The following is a 16,379-nucleotide window of genomic DNA, read 5'->3' as shown; positions in this document are numbered from 1 at the left end:
GGCCCGCCGCCAGAGAAGAGCGAAAGGCACGAGGTGACGGACTCCATGGCCGACATTGAGCGCGTCGGAGTGGTGGGCTGCGGCCAGATGGGCGCGGGCATCGCGGAGGTGTGTGCCCGCAGCGGCCTTGAGGTGATGGTCGCCGAGACCACCGGCGAGGCGCTGGAGATCGGCCGCACGCGGCTCTACAACTCGCTGGGGAAGGCCGCCGAACGCGGCAAGATCAGCGAGGAGGAGCGCGACGCCACGCTGGCGCGGCTCAGCTTCACCACCGACCTGGGCGAGTTCGCCGACCGGGACCTCGTCATCGAGGCCGTCGTCGAGAACGAGCAGGTCAAGACCGAGATCTTCCAGGTGCTCGACCAGGTGGTGACCCGGCAGGACGCCATCCTGGCGTCCAACACCTCCTCGATCCCCCTGGTGAAGCTGGCCGTGGCGACCTCGCGGCCCGACGCGGTCATCGGCATCCACTTCTTCAACCCGGCTCCGGTGCAGAAGCTCGTCGAGCTGATCCCGGCCCTCACCACGTCCGAGGGCACGATCAGCCGCGCCCAGGCCATGGTGGAGAAGGTGCTGGGCAAGCATGCCATCCGCGCCCAGGACCGCTCGGGCTTCGTGGTGAACGCGCTGCTCATCCCGTACCTCCTCTCGGCGATCCGGATGTTCGAGTCCGGCATCGCGAGCCGTGAGGACATCGACAACGGCATGGAGCTGGGCTGCGCCCACCCGATGGGACCGCTGAAGCTGGCCGACCTCATCGGTCTGGACACCGTCGCCTCCGTCGCGGACTCGATGTACGCGGAGTTCAAGGAGCCGCTGTACGCCGCTCCCCCGCTGCTCCAGCGGATGGTGGACGCGGGCCGACTCGGCCGCAAGACCGGTTCGGGCTTCTACCCGTACGCCTGAGCACGTCCCCGCACCCGACCGAACGGCCCGTACACCCGCACAGGTACGGGCCGTTCGGCTTCGCGTGCCCCCGCTCCCCCGGCCCCGCTCTCCCTTCCCCTGCGGTCAGCCGATCCGCAGGTGGTGGAGCATCAGCAGTCCGGCGGCCATGTTGGCGGCCGGTACCTCGCCCCGGGCGATCATGTCGGGGACGAGCTTGAGGGGTATCCAGGCGCGGCGCGAGGACTCGAAGTCGTCCTCGGGCGGGCCGATGTACGTGGCGTGCTCGGCCCAGTAGAGGTGGTGCCGAGCGTCGGTGAGGCCGTTGGACGGCTCCACGGTGAGGAGATGGCGCAGGGGCCCGGGGCGCCAGCCCGTCTCCTCCTCCATCTCGCGGGCGGCGGCGGCCTCGGGGTCCTCGCCGTCCTCGACGACACCGGCGGCCAGCTCCCAGCCCCAGCTGTCGGTGATGAAGCGGTGGCGCCACAGCATCAGCACCTCGTCGGCCTCGTTGACGGCGGTCGCGACCGCGACCGGGCGGAGCCGGATCAGATAGTGGTCGAGGCGACGGCCGTCCGGGAGTTCGACGTCCGCGAGATTCACCCGGAACCAGCGGTTCTCATACACCGGTTGTTCGCTTAGTTTCGTCCACTGCACGTTTCTGCCACCTTCCGATTGGGCGGTGGCAATATGGCAGCAGTCGGGGGCTCACAGGGGAACGCGCAGGGCCCCATCGATGAGTTCCGCCGCCTCCCGCGCGTCCGCGCAGTCACTCGCGAGGAGATGTTCCCGCACCAGCCGCAGCCGGTCCCGCAGGCGCTGCGACTCCATCCCCCGGGCGCCCTCGGTCATCTCCCTCGCCGTCCGCGCCGCCTCGTCGGCCTCCCCCTGCCGCAGCTCGATCTGGCAGAGCATCGCCAGCCGGTGGACCCTCCCCCGGTCGTGGGCGGGGGTCCCCACCGCCGCCTGCGCGTGCTCCCGCGCCGCCGGGAGGTCACCCAGACTGAGCAGCGCCTCGGCCACCTGCACATTGACCAGCCCAGGCTGGACGTAGCCGGTCTCGGCCGGCTCGTGGACGGGACAGATCCGCTCCGCCTCCGCCTCCGCCCGCCGTATGCACGCCAACGCCGCCGTCCCGTCCCCGAGATGGGCGTACGCCTTCGCCTGCATCGCGGAGAGGTCGGCGGCCAGCGCCGGAGTGATCTGCCGTCCGGCCGACCGCAGCGCCGCCTCGGCGAAGGCCACCGCCTGCCGGTACTCCCCCATGAACAGCGACTGGTTGACGAGCAGCGCCACCACGTACGCGCCGAGCCCCCGGTCCCCGCTCGCCTTCGCGAGCCGCAGCGCCTGGTGGAAGTAGCGCTGGGCGAGCCCCAGCGCGTCGGAGTCGTACGCGCAGATCCCGGCCACCGCCACCAGGCCGCCCGTGGCCCGGTGCAGTTCCCGCCCGAGGCCGTCGCTGTACGACCCCCGCAGCAGCGGCGCCGTCGCGGAGTTGAGGAAGCCGACGATCCGCACCCGGGTCGCCACCCCGCCCGCCTTGCGGTACATCTGCTCGTAGTGCGCCCGGGCCGCGCGCAGCATGGCGACGTCGGCCATCGACACCCGGGTCAGCCCGTCGCGGGACACGTCGGCGTCCTCCGGCGGGTTCTCCCACTCCCAGACCGGCATCACCGCGGGCGTACCGGTGACGGCCGGGGCGCCGAGCAGGTGCGGCCGCTGCTGTTCGTCGGAGCGCCACAGGGCGGCGGCCCGCTCGACGAAGCCCGAGAGCGGCGAGCCGAGGGCCGGGGCGGCGGCGCCGGGCACACCGAGGCCGATGTCGTCCAGGGTGACCGCGCGCCGCAGCCGTACGGCGAGTACCTCGCAGATCAGGTCGGGCACCTGCCCGCGCGGTCGCTGGCCCTTCAACCACCGTCCGACGGCGGTGTGTTCGTACCGCAGGGCGAGGCCTCGCGCGCGGCCCGCCTGGTTCACCTGGGCGGCCAGGCCGGCGTTCGACATGCCCGCTTCGTCCAGCAGGGCGTCGAGGAGGCTGTTGGGCAGCATGGCCCCTCCGGTGGCTCGGTGGCGCTCAGACTAGTGGAGGGCGGTTTCGCACGGGGTGTGAACGAAGTGCCCGTTTCTCCCGTCCGCGTGCTCTGCCGCCGTACGTCCCGGACCGGTTGACTGAACGTCTCGCCGCAAGGCGACCGGGCCGCCGGCTCCCCCTCTTACAGTGCGGTGGCCCGTCACGCGCCGCCCGTCCTGCTGATCTGCCCGACACTCCGTGGCAGGGCGGGCGGCGCCGCCGGCCGAACCCGCCGCCCGACGGTCGCTCACCGGTGGGGGGAGGGTGCGGACCGGGTACGGCGCAGCCCGGGTTCGGCGGGCTGCGCCGGCACCCGGGCCCGGTCGTTGCGGACGACCAACAGGGCCACGTCGTCGGCGAGTCGGCCGCGGGTGTGCCGCAGCAGCGCGGTGTGCACGCGCTGGACCAGGGCGGCGGGCGGCACGGGCGCGTCCCGGACCGCCTGGGCGAGGACGGCCTCCAGGCCGAAGAACCGGCCGGTTCGGTCACGGGCGTCCTCCGCCCCGTCGGTGTGCAGGAAGAGCGCCTCGCCCGGCAGGAGACGGGTGCAGGCGTACGGGGTGAGGTCGGCCGGCAGGGGGAAGGCGCCGAGCGGGGGCAGCGGGTCGCCGACGGGGACGGCCTCGACTCGGCGGCCGAGCCGGTAGGGGCCGGGATGCCCGCAGTCGAGGGCGTACACCTCGCCGTCCGGGCGGATCTCCAGAAGCAGGACGGTGACGAACTCCTCGGCCGCGGGATGCTCCGGCTCGCACCCGGCGCGGGCGGGGTGCTCGTCGCGTGCCCGCTCGCGCAGGTGCCGCGCCAGCGCCCGGTCGAGGCGGCGCAGCACCCCGCCGAGCTCCGGCTCGTCGTGGGCGGCCTCGCGGAAGCTGCCGAGGACGGCGACGACCGCGCCGAGGGCGGCGAGGCCGTGGCCCCGCACGTCGCCGATGACGATCCGCACGCCGTAGGGGGTGGCCACCGCCTCGTACAGGTCCCCGCCGACGGACGCGCCGCGGGAGGCCGAGAGCTGGCCGGCGGCGACGGCGAGACCGTCGAGCCGGGGTGGCGGCGGCCGCAGCAGCACCCGCTGGGTGACATGCGCGATGGCGCGGACCCGCTCCAGCTCGCGGGAGAGACCGCGCCGGATGCCGAGGATCAGGCCCGTGCCGACGGTGAAGAAGACGACGCTGGTCGCGATCCGCATGGGCAGCCCCGGCTGCCGGGCCAGCGGACACGCGAGTTTCCAGGTGACGGCGACGACACCCCAGAGAGTGGGAAGGGCGAGCGGCCTCAGCCGGCGAAGCCGTGAGCCCTCGGAGAGCAACGCACTGGTACGGATCACGCACGGCCTTTCCGGAGGCCCTGCAGCGCCCGAAGGCCCTGCGGCGCACAGGTCCGCCCCTGTGGCCGCGTCGATTCTCCCGACGGGACGGGGTGCGGCGGAACACCCTCCGCCCATCTCACCCGAAGGAGTGAGCACCCCCACCGCGCCGCCCCTCGCCACCCCGGCCGCCACCCGCACGCGTGGGCGCCCCCCGGACTCCCGTACGCCCCGGGGCGTACGGTGCGCGCCGGGCGGGGAACACCGGAAGGGGCCGGTCCGGTGTGTGGTGCACCGGGCCGGCCCCCTCCGGGAGCAGTTCGCCGTCAGGCGCCGCGCAGGGTGGCTCCCGTGCGTTCGGCGGCGAGGGAGACGGCCGCGTCGCGTGCGGCGGTGGCCTCCTCGACGGTGAGCGTGCGGTCCGTGGCGCGGAACTTCAGCGCGTACGCCAGGGACTTCTTGCCCTCGCCGAGCTGGTCGCCGGTGTACACGTCGAACAGCCGGATGGCCTCGAGCAGTTCACCGGCGCCGTCGCGCAGCGCGGTCTCGACCGTGTCGGTCGGGACCGCCGTGTCGACGACCAGGGCGACGTCCTGGGTGGCCACCGGGAAGGAGGAGATCCGCGGGGCCTTGAGGGGGCCCTCGTTCGCCTGCTCCACCAGGTCCAGGTCCATCTCCATCGCGCAGGTGCGGTCCGGCAGTCCGAGCGCCTTGACGACGCGCGGGTGCAGCTCGCCGCCGTGGCCGACGAGGACCTTCTCGCCGTTGACGACCACGTGGAACGCGGCGCAGCGCCCCGGGTGCCACGGGGCGTGCTGGTCGGCGCTGATGATCAGCTCGACACCGCTCTCGGCGGCCACCGTGCGGGCGGCCTGGATCGCGTCGGCCCAGTCGGCCGGGCGGCCCTTGCCCCACCAGCCGGCCTGCTCACGGGCCCCGGCGAGGACGACGGCGGCCCGGCGCGGCTGCGCGGGCAGCGCGGCGTTGACGGTGGCGATCTCCTCGTCGGTGGGCCGGCGGTCGACGGGCAGCCGCACGGCGACGCCGGGCCGCTCGCCCGGCCGGAAGACCAGTCCGGTCTCGAAGAGCGCCAGGTCGTGGCTGCCCCGCCCGTCGTTGCGGCGCAGCGCGCCGAGCAGGCCCGGCAGCAGCGTCGTACGGAGCGCGGGCTCCTCGTCGGAGAGCGGGTTGACCAGGGTGACCACCCGGCGACGGGCGTCGTCCTCGTCCAGGCCGAGCTGGTCGAAGACCTGCGCGCCGATGAACGGGTAGCTCAGCGCCTCGACGTAACCGGCGGCGGCCAGCGCGCGGCCGACCCGGCGGTAGGTGCGCTGGCGCTCGGTGAGCCCGCGGCCGGCCGGCGGCTTGGGCAGCGTCGAGGGGAGGTTCTCGTACCCCTCGAGCCGGATGACCTCTTCGGCGAGGTCGTTCGGCTCGTTCAGGTCGGGGCGCCACGTCGGGACGGTGACGACCAGCTCGTCCTGGCCGTAGACGTCGCAGCCGATCTCCTGGAGGCGGCGGACGACGGTCTCGCGGCCGTAGCCGACGCCCGCCACGCGGTCCGGGTGGTCCGCCGGCATGGCGACCGTGCGGGGCGCGGACGGCGCGAGGATCTCGGTGACGCCGGCCTCGGCGGTGCCGCCCGCGAGGAGCACGAGCAGGTCGACGGTCCGCTGCGCGGCGGCGGCCGCCGCCTGCGGGTCGACCCCGCGCTCGAAGCGCTTGGACGCCTCGGAGGCCAGCTTGTGGCGGCGGGCCGTGCGGGCGATGGAGATCGGGTCGAAGTGGGCGGCCTCGATGACGACCTCGGTCGTCGCACCCGCGACGTCGGTGTGGTCGGCGATCTCGGTGTCGGCGCCGCCCATGACGCCCGCGAGGCCGATCGGCCCGCGGCTGTCGGTGATGACCAGGTCGGCGGCGTCGAGGACGCGCACGGCGCCGTCGAGGGTGGTGATCTTCTCGCCGTGCTCGGCGCGGCGGACACCGATGGGGCCGTCGAGCCGGGTGCGGTCGTAGGCGTGCAGCGGCTGGCCGAGCTCCAGCATCACGTAGTTGGTGATGTCGACGGCGAGCGAGATCGGGCGCATGCCGGCCTTCTGCAGGCGGCGGCGCAGCCAGATCGGGGAGCGCGCCTCGGGGTCGAGACCCACGACCGTACGGGCGGTGAAGCGGTCGCAGCCGATGGGGTCGGCGATCTGGACCGGGTAGCCGTACGAGTTCGGCGCGGGCACGTCGAGGAGCGCCGGGTCGCGCAGCGGCAGGCCGTAGGCGATGGCGGTCTCGCGGGCGACTCCGCGCATCGAGAGGCAGTAGCCGCGGTCGGGCGTGACGGCGATGTCGAGGACCTCGTCGTACAGCTCCAGGAGCACGGTGGCGTCGATGCCGACCTCGTGCTCCGGCGGGAGCACGATGATGCCGTGGGTGCCGTCGTCGCCCATGCCCAGCTCGTCGCCGGAGCAGATCATGCCGCGGGAGACCCGGCCGTACGTCTTGCGCTCGGCGATCCGGAAATCACCGGGGAGCACGGCGCCGGGGAGCGCCACGACGACCTTGTCGCCCTCGGCGAAGTTCCGGGCGCCGCAGATGATCTCCTGGGGCTCGCCGGTGCCGTTGGCCTGGCCGACGTCGACGGTGCAGAAGCGGATGGGCTTCTTGAACTCCGTCAGCTCCTCGATGGTGAGGACCTTGCCGACCACCAGCGGGCCGGTCAGTCCGGCGCCGAGCCGCTCGACGGTCTCGACCTCGAGTCCTGCCGAGATGAGCTTGGCCTGGACGTCGCGTCCGGTCTCCGTCGCCGGCAGGTCGACGTACTCCCGCAGCCAAGAAAGCGGGACCCGCATCAGATCTCCATCCCGAACGGCCGGGTGAACCGGACGTCACCCTCGACCATGTCTCGCATGTCATCGACGTTGTGGCGGAACATCAACATCCGCTCGATTCCGAACCCGAAGGCGAATCCGCTGTACTTCTCCGGGTCGACACCGCAGGCGACGAGCACCTTGGGGTTGACCATGCCGCAGCCGCCGAGCTCGATCCAGCCCTCGCTGCCGCAGGTGCGGCAGGGCCGGTCGGCGTTGCCGACGGACTCGCCGCGGCAGACGTAGCAGAGCATGTCCATCTCGGCGGACGGCTCGGTGAAGGGGAAGAAGTTCGGGCGGAGCCGGGTCTTCATGTCGGGCCCGAAGAGCGCCTGGACCATGTGGTCGAGGGTGCCCTTGAGGTCGGCCATGGTCAGGCCCTCGTCTACGGCGAGCAGCTCGATCTGGTGGAAGACCGGGGTGTGCGTGGCGTCCAGCTCGTCGGTGCGGTAGACGCGGCCGGGGCACACGACGTAGACCGGGGGCTCCCGGTCGATGAGCGTGCGGGCCTGCACCGGGGAGGTGTGGGTGCGCAGCACGACACCGGACTCGTCGCCGGTGGTGCCCTCGGGGCCCTGGACGAAGAAGGTGTCCTGCATCTGGCGCGCCGGGTGGTCCGGCACGAAGTTGAGGGCGTCGAAGTTGAACCACTCCGCCTCGACCTCGGGGCCTTCGGCGACCTCGTACCCCATGGAGACGAAGACGTCGGCGACCCGCTCCATGAGCGTGGTCAGGGGGTGGCGGGCGCCGGCCGGGGTGCGGTCGTACGGCAGCGTGACGTCCACCGCCTCCTCGACGAGCACGCGGGCGTCGCGGTCGGCCTCGAGCTCCGCCTGGCGGGCGGCGAGGGCCTTGGAGACGACGCCGCGGGCCTGGCCCACGAGCTTGCCGGCCGCGGCCTTGGCCTGCGGCGGCAGCGCGCCGATCTCTCGGTTGGCCAGCGCGAGCGGGGAGGTGCCCCCGGTGTGCGCGGTCTTCGCGTGTGCGAGCGCGTCGAGGTCACCCGCGGCGGCGAAGGCGGCGAGCGCCTCGTCCCGCATGCGCTCGATCTCTTCCGGTTTCAAGGCCTCGACCTCGACCGGGTCGTACGACTTATTGGGTGCGGACATTTCTTCCCGTGCTTCCGTTTGGCTGGCTGGGCGGCCCCGCTCGACGACAAGGGCGCAAACGTGCCAAAGGTCGAGTCTAACGGGGTGCGAGGACGCGAATGAGCCCGTGGGCGGGCCGGGCGGCCGATGATCTCGTCAGGCGAGATAGGCCGGGGCAGCCACGGGCAGGATAAATCGGAACTCGGCGCCACCGCGGGGGCCGCGGCCGACGGTGATGGTGCCGCCGTGGGCCTCGACGATGCCCTTGACGATGTAGAGGCCGAGTCCGGTGCCACCGCGCTTGCTTCCCCGCCAGAAACGGGTGAAGACGCGCCCCATCGACTCCTCGGGGATGCCGGGTCCTTCGTCGCTCACGGTGACCGCCGTCCCCTTCTCTCCGTCGGTGGTGGCGCAGGTGGGCGCCACCTCGATGGTGACGGTTCCCTCGCCGTGGCGCACCGCGTTTTCCAGGAGGTTGCCGAGGATCTGGTCGATCTTGTCGGGATCGGCCCAGAGATCGGGCAGCCCCGGCCGTACGCGGACGAAGAAGCGGTCGGGGGACTGACCGCCCGCGGTGTGGGCCTGGATGTGGCGGCCGACGGCGGCGGCGATGTCGACGGGCTGGCGGCGCACCTCGAGCCGGCCGGAGTCGATCCGGGAGATGTCGAGGAGCTCGGCGATGAGCCGGGTGACGCGGTTGGCGTCGGCGTCGACGGTCTCCAACATGAGGCGCTTCTGGTCGTCGGTGAACCGCTCCCACTTGGCGAGCAGGGTCGCCGTGAAGCCCTTGACGGAGGTCAGGGGCGAGCGCAGCTCGTGGGCGACGGTGGCGATCAGTTCGGCGTGGCTCAGCTCGGTACGGCGGCGGGCCTCGGTGCCGCGCAGGGAGACCACGACCCGGAGGACGGGGCCGGTGGGGTGCTCGCGGACGTAGCGGGCGGAGACGAGGACCTCGCGGCCGCCGGGCAGGAGCAGATTGCGCTCGGGCTGGCCGCGGCGGGTGGCGAGCCCGCCGTAGGGGTCGGTGAGCGTCCACCAGCGGCGGCCCTTGAGGTCCTCCAGGGGCAGGACCTGCTCCAGGGGGGCGCCGAGGGCGTCGTCGCGGGAGACGGAGGTGAGGCGGGCGGCGGCGGCGTTGAAGCAGACGACCCGGCCGGTCGCGTCGGCGACGACGAGTCCGTCGGGCAGGTCGTCGGGGTCGATGCCGGGCCGGTGGCCGTGCTCCGGGGCACGCGGCTCGGAGCCCCGTCCGTGTGTGGGCCTGTCCGTGCCGACCGTCATCCCCGCTCCCCACCCCTCCGTGTAGCGCAGTGGGCCCCCGAGCCCGTCACCCTACTAGGTGGAGGTGACGGAGTGGACCCCCTCAGACGGTGGTTCGGGGGCGCTGGGCACGCGCGGAGGCGTACAGGCACACGGCGGCGGCCGTCGCGAGGTTGAGGCTCTCGGCCTTGCCGTGGATCGGGACGCGTACGACGGCGTCGGCGAGCGCGCGGGTCTCCTCGGGGAGGCCCCACGCCTCGTTGCCGAAGACCCAGGCGGTGGGTCCCCCCATGGTGCCGGCGTCCAGCTCGTCGTCGAGGTCGTCCTCGCCGGCTCCGTCGGCGGCCAGGATCCGTACGCCCGCGCTCTTCAGACCGGCGACGGCCTGCTCGACCGGGACGCCGACGGCGACCGGGAGGTGGAAGAGGGAGCCGACGGAGGCGCGGACGGACTTGGGGTTGTAGAGGTCGACGGAGGCGTCGGTGAGGACGACGGCGTCGGCTCCGGCGGCGTCGGCGCAGCGCAGGACGGTGCCGGCGTTCCCCGGGTCGCGGACGTGGGCGAGGACGGCGACCAGCTTGGGCCTGGCGGCGAGGATCTCCTCGAACGGCGAGTCGAGGAAGCGGCAGACGCCGACCAGGCCCTGGGGGGTGACGGTCTGGGAGACCTCGGCGAGGACGGCGTCGGAGGCGTGGTGGACCCGGGCCCCGGCCGCGTGGGCGGCGTCGACGATCCCGGCGTACCGCTCGGCGGCCTCGACGGTGGTGAAGAGCTCGACGAGCGTGGGCTCGCCCCCGCTGCCGCGGTGCTCGACGGCCTCGCGGACGGCCTGCGGGCCCTCGGCGATGAAGAGGCGGTCCTTGCCCCGGAAGTTGCGCTTGGCGAGCCGCCGGGCGGCGACGACGCGCGGCGAACGCGGGGAGATCAGCTCGGGGGTGCCCATGGGGTCGGCGGCTCTCTTTTCGTGCGTACGAGAGGGGTGCGAGGCGGGGTGCGGGTGTCGCGGGAGGGGGCCGGGTGCCGGGCGGGCGGACCGCCCTGGGGCCCCGGTGTCCCCGGAACGCGCCGGACCCGCAGGCGCGGGGCCTGCGGGTCCGGGCAGAAGCACTGCGGCCTGGGAGATCAGGCGGCGGCCTTCGGGGCGTTGACGTCGGCCGGCAGAGCCTTCTGCGCGACCTCGACCAGCGCGGCGAACGCGTTGGCGTCGTTGACGGCCAGCTCGGCGAGGATCTTGCGGTCCACCTCGATGTTGGCGGCCTTCAGACCCTGGATGAGGCGGTTGTACGTCATGCCGTTCTGGCGGGCAGCGGCGTTGATGCGCTGGATCCACAGCTGACGGAAGTCGCCCTTGCGCTTCTTGCGGTCGTTGTAGTTGTAGACCAGCGAGTGGGTGACCTGCTCCTTGGCCTTGCGGTACAGGCGCGAACGCTGACCGCGGTAGCCGGAGGCCGCCTCGAGGATCGCCCGGCGCTTCTTGTGGGCGTTGACTGCCCGCTTGACGCGTGCCACTTGTTAACTCCTTGTAGCGGGGTCGTGGTTGGACTCACACGACCCGGAAACGAATGGGGCCCGGACTGGGCCGGTGGCTCCCGGTCACCGGGAGCCGGAGATCAGTCAGATGCCCAGCATCTTCTTGATCTTGGCCGCGTCGCCCGGGGCCATCTCGGCGTTGCCGGTGAGGCGGCGCGTCAGCTTGGACGACTTGTGCTCGAGCAGGTGGCGCTTGCCGGCGCGCTCGCGCAGCACCTTGCCGGAGCCGGTGATCTTGAAGCGCTTCTTGGCACCGGAGTGCGTCTTGTTCTTCGGCATCGCGCCGTATCTCCTCGTCAGTGGCGCTCCCCCCGGTGCGGGCACCGGACGACCGGGAGCGTCAATTCTTGATGTGGTGGTTCCGGGCGAGGCCCGGGGCTGCCTGGAGGGCAGCCCCTCGGGTCACGCCTCGGGGTTCTCGGCCGGGGCCTCGGCGGAAGCCTCGGTCGCGGTCTCCGGGGCCGGGGCCTCGGCGGACTCGTCGGGCGAACCGCCCTGACGCTCCGCCTTGCGCGCGGCCTGGGCCTCGCGCGCCTCGGCCATGGCCTCGGTCTTCTTCTTGTGGGGGCCGAGAACCATGATCATGTTCCGGCCGTCCTGCTTCGGGTTGGACTCGATGAAGCCAAGCTCCTCGACGTCCGAAGCCAGTCGCTGCAGCAGACGGAAGCCAAGCTCGGGGCGGGACTGTTCACGACCACGGAACATGATCGTGATCTTGACCTTGTCGCCCTGCTTGAGGAACCGGACGACGTGACCCTTCTTGGTGTCATAGTCGTGCGGGTCGATCTTCGGCCGGAGCTTCATCTCCTTGATGACCGTGTGCGCCTGGTTCTTGCGCGCCTCACGGGCCTTCATGGCCGACTCGTACTTGAACTTCCCGTAGTCCATGAGCTTGCACACGGGCGGACGGGCGTTCGCCGCGACCTCGACCAGATCGAGGTCGTACTCCTGTGCGAGCTCCAGGGCCTTGGCAAGCGGAACAATCCCGACCTGCTCGCCGCTGGGTCCGACAAGTCGCACCTCGGGAACGCGAATCCTGTCGTTGATGCGGGGCTCGGCGCTGATGGATCCTCCTCGGTAGCACCACGCGACCGCCTGGCGGACGGACGCGCATGTCTGTTTCAGTGAGACCAACCGCGCCGGAACAAGAAAAATGCCCCGGACGGGACACAGGCGGGGCTCCACGGAAATACCGGAGCACCGCCGCGGTCAACCGCGGGGCGCACATCGGGCGGCTTCCATCGTCCGTACGGAACGATGGGCGCCACCTGACCGGTGACCCGCCGCCCGTGAGGGCGGTCAGGTGGGAAGTCGGAGCCTCCACTTGTGGGCCGGGCACACATGTGTCCGGCCGGTCGTTACACAAGGTTAGCACCGACCGCGCCGCTTTGCTAACGGAGGACCCCCGGCGCTCCCCCGCCCACCGCGGCTTATCGTGTGGGGCATGAGCGAAACGCCCCACACCGAGTCCGCGGACTCCCCCGACTTCGACGCCATGACCCGCGACATCGCGGAGGTCCCGGCCGTCGAGGTGATCGTGACGGTCGCCGTCAACCTGATGAGCGCCGCCGCGGTGAAGCTCGGGCTCACCGAGGAGGGCGAGGAGCACAAGGACCTCGACGAGGCCCGCAAGCTGATCCACGCCCTGGCGGGCCTGCTGGACGCCGGCGCCACGGAGATCAGCTCCTTCCACGCGGCGCCGCTGCGGGACGGTCTGAAGTCCCTGCAGCTCGCCTTCCGCGAAGCCTCCTTCGTCCCGGACGAGCCGGGCCAGGGGCCGGGCGAGAAGTACACCGGGCCGGTGTACGGCTAGGGCTGTCGTCACAGGAGGGGCGGGACCCGTGTACCGGACGGGTCCCGCCCCTTCGTCATGCGTACGCGGCCCGGGGACGGGCCCCCCGGCGCACGTCGGCCCAGGCGCGTTCCACGTCCCGTGCGATCGCCTCGTCCGTACGCGCGCAGGCTGTGGCCCTGCGCGCGGTCAGGCCCCGTCCCTGACGTAGAAGGGCTCGCCCGGGGGCGTGGCGCCGGCCGGCAGGAGGGCCAGGTCGAGGCCGCGGACCAGGCGGGCCCTCAGCGTCTCGTCGGCGGCCAGCAGCCGGGCGACCCGCTGGGCGGCCTCCGCCGGGGCCGCGTCCGGCGCCAGGACCAGGGCGAGGGTGCCGTCGGCGCTGCCGGGGCCGAGATGGGCGCGCAGCACGGCGGGCTCCGTGGCGACGGCGGCGCGGACCGCCTCCCGGACCGCCGGGTCCTCCAACGGGTCCACGCTGTGGCGGCCCTCCGCGAGGGCCAGCAGGGCCGGACCGGTCACCTGGTACGGCACGGGTCCCGCCAGATCGAGGACCAGCGTGTCCGCCTTCTCGTGCGCGACCGCCTGGAGCGCCTGGTGGAGCGGTACGGCGACGGGGCGGGCGGCCGGATCCCACAGGGCCAGGGAGGCCAGCGAGGTGAAGGCGGGCAGCGCCCGGCGGTCGCCCGCGGTCAGGGTGGGCACGGCCATGTCGCTGGTCTTCTCGCGGCGCAGCCCCGTGTCGGGATCCTCCTCGACCTCGCCGAGCACGGCCACGACGGGCACGAGCAGGCGCGCGTCCCGAAGCGCTCGGAGGACGGGGCCGTGGGCGGTTCTGTCCTCCGCCCACGCCGCGAGGGCCTGGGCGAGCCGCGGGTCGGCGGTGCCGTCGTCGTCGGAGAAACCGGGGTCAGGGATGTTCTTGAGCGCCACGCGACGAGCCTAGCCGCCGCGCATACGGCGCCGGCCCCCGGTCCGGGTCAGGAGCCCGGGGCGGCCGGCGGGGCGCGGGCGGGCGGTGAGGCGAGCCGAGCGGGATCCGGGACGAGGTGGCGGTCGGGGTTTCAGCGGGACGGGCGGGGGCCGGTGTGGGCGGTGCGCCACAGGACCACCGCGGCGGCGAGCAGCAGGGCTCCGAGACCTCCGGCGACGGGGGCGAGCAGGCCGACCGGTTCGCCGTCGTCGGCGTCCGGGCTCGGTCCCGGCCCGAAGTACCGCCCGCCGTAGCCGGCGGCGGCGTTCCTGGGGTCGGCGCCCTTGAGCGCGGCCCCGGCCTCGATCGCGGCGGCCGGGTCGACCGTCCCGTACCCCTTGGCGTCGCTGCGGCCGGCCTTGGGGCGGTTGCGGGCGGTGTCGGTCAGCAGCCTCTTGACCTGGGCGGGGGTCAGGTCGGGGTGGGCGGAGCGGACGAGCGCCACGGCGCCGGAGACGAACGCGGCGGCGGCGCTGGTGCCCCAGCCCTGGTAGTAGCGGCGGTCGGGGTCGGCCATGACGATGTCGACGCCGGGCGCGCTGACGGTGGCGTACCAGCGGCTGGTGGAGAAGGAGGCGTGGGTGCCGTAGCGGTCGACCGCGGTGACGGCGATGACGCCGGGATAGGCCGCGGGGAAGGAGATGTGGTCGCCCTTCTCGCCGCCGTTGCCGGCCGAGGCCACGACCGAGACGCCCTTGGCGAGGGCGTACTGGACGGCTGCGTCCTCGCCGGCGTCGGGGTGGGCGGACTCGGAGTCGTCGCCGAGGGAGAGGTTGATGACGTCGGCGCCGTGGTCGACGGCCCAGCGGATGCCCTGGGCGAGGGCGGTGCCACGGGACTTGCGGGCCTTGTCCCGGGCCTTGTCGGTTCCTTCGAGGATGACCCGGACGGGCAGGATCCTGGCCTGGGGCGCGACGCCGAGGACGCCGTCCTGGCGGTCGGGGCCGTGGCCGTGCCCGGCGATGATGCCGGCCATGGCGGTGCCGTGACGGGCCCAGGCGCGGTCGCCCTTCCGCGCCCCGAAGCCGATCAGGTCGGTGCCGGTGAGGACCGAGCCGGCCAGGTCGGGGTGGTCGGCGTCGACGCCGGTGTCGAGGACGGCGACGGTGACGCGCTCCCCCTCGGTGGTGCGCCACGCCTCCTCGGTGTGCAGGGCTTCCAGGCCCCACTGCTGGGCGCGGATGCTGTCGGCGTGTGCGGGGGTGGTGGTGGCCGGGAGGACGGCGAAGGCGGCGGCGAGGAGGGTCGCGGCGGTACGGGTACGGCGGGCGGTCACCGGTCGTCGTCCTTCGTCGCGGCCGTGGCCACGGTCGTGCGCAGGCCGCGCTCGATGCCGTCGGCGACTCCCTTGGCCTCGTGGCCGAGGCCGGCCTGGGCGGGCGCGGTGGTCCGGTCGGCGGTCATGGCCTGGGCGGCGGGCTCGGGGCTGACGGAGCGGCCGTCGGCGAACCCGGAGACGGAGAAGACGACGACGGGCAGGTCGGGCAGGGCGCGCGTCCACCAGCTGGCGCGCTGGCCGGCGCCGAAGCGCTCGGCGACCGTGCCCGGCGCGGACAGTGGCGGGGGGACGTCGTCGCCGATCAGCGGCCCGCCCAGGGAGCGCATGGTGGCGGGGTCGGCCGGGGTGAAGGCCATGCCGACGGTGATGACGCTGCTGGCGGTGGCGTCGGTGTACGTGGCGCGCAGGACCCGGTCGCAGCCTGCCGGGCGCAGGGCCGTGAGGACGCTCCGGGGCAGGACGGCGGCGGAGCACGGGGCGTCGGGGGCGACGACGACGCGCGTCCAGGTGCGGGCGGCGTCGCCGGGTCCGGCCTCGGGGCCCTTGAGGGTGCGGGGGAAGAGGGTGTCCACGGGGGCGTTGTGCCAGAGGGTCCTGGTCAGGGAGAAGCCGGGGGGCTCCGGGGGCTCGCCCACGTCGCCGGCCGCGAGGACGGCCCCGGCGGCCGCGCCGCCGATGAGCCCGAGCCCCACGACGAGGCACACGCCGGCCGCGACGACGCGCCCGACCCGGCGCTCGCGGACGGGCCGGAGCCGTGTGGTCGTCTCGGTGAGCGTCTCGGGCGGCACGGTGTACGCCCGGTAGGCACCGTAGGTCCCGTACGCCTGCTCCGGCTGTGCGTCCCGCGCCGGCCACTCCGCCTCGGGCCGGGCGGCGGGACGGCCCGAGGCGGCGTACGCGGAGTCGGCGTACGCGGGCCCGGACGGAGCGGCGGGCCGGGGCGGTTCCGGGCGGCGGCGGGGGTCGACGGTCGGGCGGGGCGCGTCCGTGGCGTGCTCGGGGCGGCGGGGGTCGCCAGGCGTGCGAGGCGCGTCGGCCCGCCGGACGACGGGCGTCGTGCCGGTGCGGGGCGCGGTACCGGGAGAGGGGTCGGTGTCGCGGATCGGCCGGAGCCGGGCGGTCGTCTCGACGGCGGGCGCCTCGGCCGGCTGCGGCGGTATGCCGGGGCGGCCGCTGCCTCCGCCGGCGGACGGTGTGCCGCCGGGTCGCGAGGGAGGGCTTCCCGGCATGCGCGGGGCTCCGGCGGGGCGCGGCGGGGCGTTCTCGGGCGCGGAGGGACCTGACGCGGAGGACGGGCCGGACGCGGACGGGCGGGACGTCCGGGGAACGGCGGGCGTCGGGGA

At 73.8% G+C, this 16,379-nt stretch carries 15 protein-coding genes; 2 read left to right on the top strand and 13 right to left on the bottom strand.

Annotated features, from left to right (window positions below; translation table 11 throughout):
• Positions 1 to 45 precede the first annotated feature (45 nt).
• Positions 46 to 906: a 3-hydroxybutyryl-CoA dehydrogenase gene (locus tag ACZ68P_RS19220; RefSeq protein WP_365719547.1), complete on the top strand. Its 861-nt coding sequence runs from the start codon at positions 46 to 48 to the stop codon at positions 904 to 906.
• 105 nt (positions 907 to 1,011) lie between these two features.
• Here the strand turns inward: ACZ68P_RS19220 and ACZ68P_RS19215 are convergent, their stop codons facing one another.
• The 10 genes from ACZ68P_RS19215 to infC form a co-directional block, all read right to left on the bottom strand.
• Positions 1,012 to 1,542, bottom strand: a complete 531-nt coding sequence (locus ACZ68P_RS19215) for an NUDIX hydrolase (protein WP_471007578.1) — start codon at positions 1,540 to 1,542, stop codon at positions 1,012 to 1,014.
• A gap of 51 nt (positions 1,543 to 1,593) precedes the next feature.
• A complete protein-coding gene (locus ACZ68P_RS19210) occupies positions 1,594 to 2,934 on the bottom strand; it encodes a transcriptional regulator (RefSeq protein ID WP_471007575.1) in 1,341 nt (446 codons plus the stop codon).
• A 269-nt stretch (positions 2,935 to 3,203) separates the two neighbouring features.
• Positions 3,204 to 4,280, bottom strand: a complete 1,077-nt coding sequence (locus tag ACZ68P_RS19205) for a PP2C family protein-serine/threonine phosphatase (protein ID WP_471007572.1) — start codon at positions 4,278 to 4,280, stop codon at positions 3,204 to 3,206.
• Between the two features lie 305 nt (positions 4,281 to 4,585).
• Complete coding sequence (pheT, locus tag ACZ68P_RS19200) at positions 4,586 to 7,099, bottom strand: phenylalanine--tRNA ligase subunit beta (protein WP_471007569.1); 2,514 nt, start codon at positions 7,097 to 7,099, stop codon at positions 4,586 to 4,588.
• Positions 7,099 to 8,226, bottom strand: a complete 1,128-nt coding sequence (gene pheS / locus ACZ68P_RS19195) for a phenylalanine--tRNA ligase subunit alpha (RefSeq protein ID WP_471007566.1) — start codon at positions 8,224 to 8,226, stop codon at positions 7,099 to 7,101. Before pheS ends, pheT begins: the two co-directional genes overlap by 1 nt.
• Before the next feature lie 135 nt (positions 8,227 to 8,361).
• Positions 8,362 to 9,486 (bottom strand): sensor histidine kinase, encoded by a 1,125-nt coding sequence (locus ACZ68P_RS19190; RefSeq protein WP_471007564.1) that lies wholly within the window; start codon positions 9,484 to 9,486, stop codon positions 8,362 to 8,364.
• An 82-nt stretch (positions 9,487 to 9,568) separates the two neighbouring features.
• Positions 9,569 to 10,408 carry a TrmH family RNA methyltransferase gene (locus ACZ68P_RS19185; protein ID WP_471007561.1) on the bottom strand — a complete coding sequence of 280 codons (840 nt, stop codon included), beginning with the start codon at positions 10,406 to 10,408 and terminating at the stop codon, positions 9,569 to 9,571.
• A gap of 179 nt (positions 10,409 to 10,587) precedes the next feature.
• On the bottom strand, positions 10,588 to 10,974 hold the full coding sequence (rplT, locus tag ACZ68P_RS19180; protein ID WP_125652405.1) for a 50S ribosomal protein L20: 387 nt from the start codon (positions 10,972 to 10,974) through the stop codon (positions 10,588 to 10,590).
• A gap of 105 nt (positions 10,975 to 11,079) precedes the next feature.
• Complete coding sequence (gene rpmI / locus ACZ68P_RS19175; RefSeq protein ID WP_019884943.1) at positions 11,080 to 11,274, bottom strand: 50S ribosomal protein L35; 195 nt, start codon at positions 11,272 to 11,274, stop codon at positions 11,080 to 11,082.
• 123 nt (positions 11,275 to 11,397) lie between these two features.
• Positions 11,398 to 12,120 (bottom strand): translation initiation factor IF-3, encoded by a 723-nt coding sequence (gene infC / locus ACZ68P_RS19170; protein WP_471007747.1) that lies wholly within the window; start codon positions 12,118 to 12,120, stop codon positions 11,398 to 11,400.
• 319 nt (positions 12,121 to 12,439) lie between these two features.
• Here infC and ACZ68P_RS19165 point away from each other — a divergent pair, with 319 nt between their 5' ends.
• Positions 12,440 to 12,808 carry a DUF1844 domain-containing protein gene (locus ACZ68P_RS19165; RefSeq protein WP_365719564.1) on the top strand — a complete coding sequence of 123 codons (369 nt, stop codon included), beginning with the start codon at positions 12,440 to 12,442 and terminating at the stop codon, positions 12,806 to 12,808.
• A gap of 168 nt (positions 12,809 to 12,976) precedes the next feature.
• Here the strand turns inward: ACZ68P_RS19165 and ACZ68P_RS19160 are convergent, their stop codons facing one another.
• From ACZ68P_RS19160 to ACZ68P_RS19150, 3 genes are all read right to left on the bottom strand, one after another.
• On the bottom strand, positions 12,977 to 13,717 hold the full coding sequence (locus ACZ68P_RS19160; protein ID WP_471007558.1) for an SseB family protein: 741 nt from the start codon (positions 13,715 to 13,717) through the stop codon (positions 12,977 to 12,979).
• A 131-nt stretch (positions 13,718 to 13,848) separates the two neighbouring features.
• A complete protein-coding gene (mycP, locus tag ACZ68P_RS19155) occupies positions 13,849 to 15,033 on the bottom strand; it encodes a type VII secretion-associated serine protease mycosin (protein WP_471007556.1) in 1,185 nt (394 codons plus the stop codon).
• On the bottom strand, positions 15,030 to 16,265 hold the full coding sequence (locus tag ACZ68P_RS19150; RefSeq protein WP_471007554.1) for a hypothetical protein: 1,236 nt from the start codon (positions 16,263 to 16,265) through the stop codon (positions 15,030 to 15,032). Before ACZ68P_RS19150 ends, mycP begins: the two co-directional genes overlap by 4 nt.
• Positions 16,266 to 16,379 lie beyond the last annotated feature (114 nt).

The organism is Streptomyces sp. NPDC036822 (assembly GCF_055609145.1).
The sequence above is the reverse complement of the archived record's forward strand: the minus strand, read 5'-3'. Positions and strand labels throughout refer to the sequence as shown.

Excerpts from the sequence above, each read along its gene's own strand:
- ACZ68P_RS19220 (WP_365719547.1), top strand. The coding sequence starts at position 46 with ATGGCCGACATTGAGCGCGTCGGAGTGGTGGGCTGCGGCCAGATGGGC.
- ACZ68P_RS19210 (WP_471007575.1), bottom strand. The coding sequence starts at position 2,934 with ATGCTGCCCAACAGCCTCCTCGACGCCCTGCTGGACGAAGCGGGCATG.
- pheT (WP_471007569.1), bottom strand. The coding sequence starts at position 7,099 with ATGCGGGTCCCGCTTTCTTGGCTGCGGGAGTACGTCGACCTGCCGGCG.
- pheS (WP_471007566.1), bottom strand. The coding sequence starts at position 8,226 with ATGTCCGCACCCAATAAGTCGTACGACCCGGTCGAGGTCGAGGCCTTG.
- ACZ68P_RS19190 (WP_471007564.1), bottom strand. The coding sequence starts at position 9,486 with ATGACGGTCGGCACGGACAGGCCCACACACGGACGGGGCTCCGAGCCG.
- ACZ68P_RS19185 (WP_471007561.1), bottom strand. The coding sequence starts at position 10,408 with ATGGGCACCCCCGAGCTGATCTCCCCGCGTTCGCCGCGCGTCGTCGCC.
- rpmI (WP_019884943.1), bottom strand. The coding sequence starts at position 11,274 with ATGCCGAAGAACAAGACGCACTCCGGTGCCAAGAAGCGCTTCAAGATC.
- ACZ68P_RS19165 (WP_365719564.1), top strand. The coding sequence starts at position 12,440 with ATGAGCGAAACGCCCCACACCGAGTCCGCGGACTCCCCCGACTTCGAC.
- ACZ68P_RS19150 (WP_471007554.1), bottom strand. The coding sequence starts at position 16,265 with ATGCCGGGAAGCCCTCCCTCGCGACCCGGCGGCACACCGTCCGCCGGC.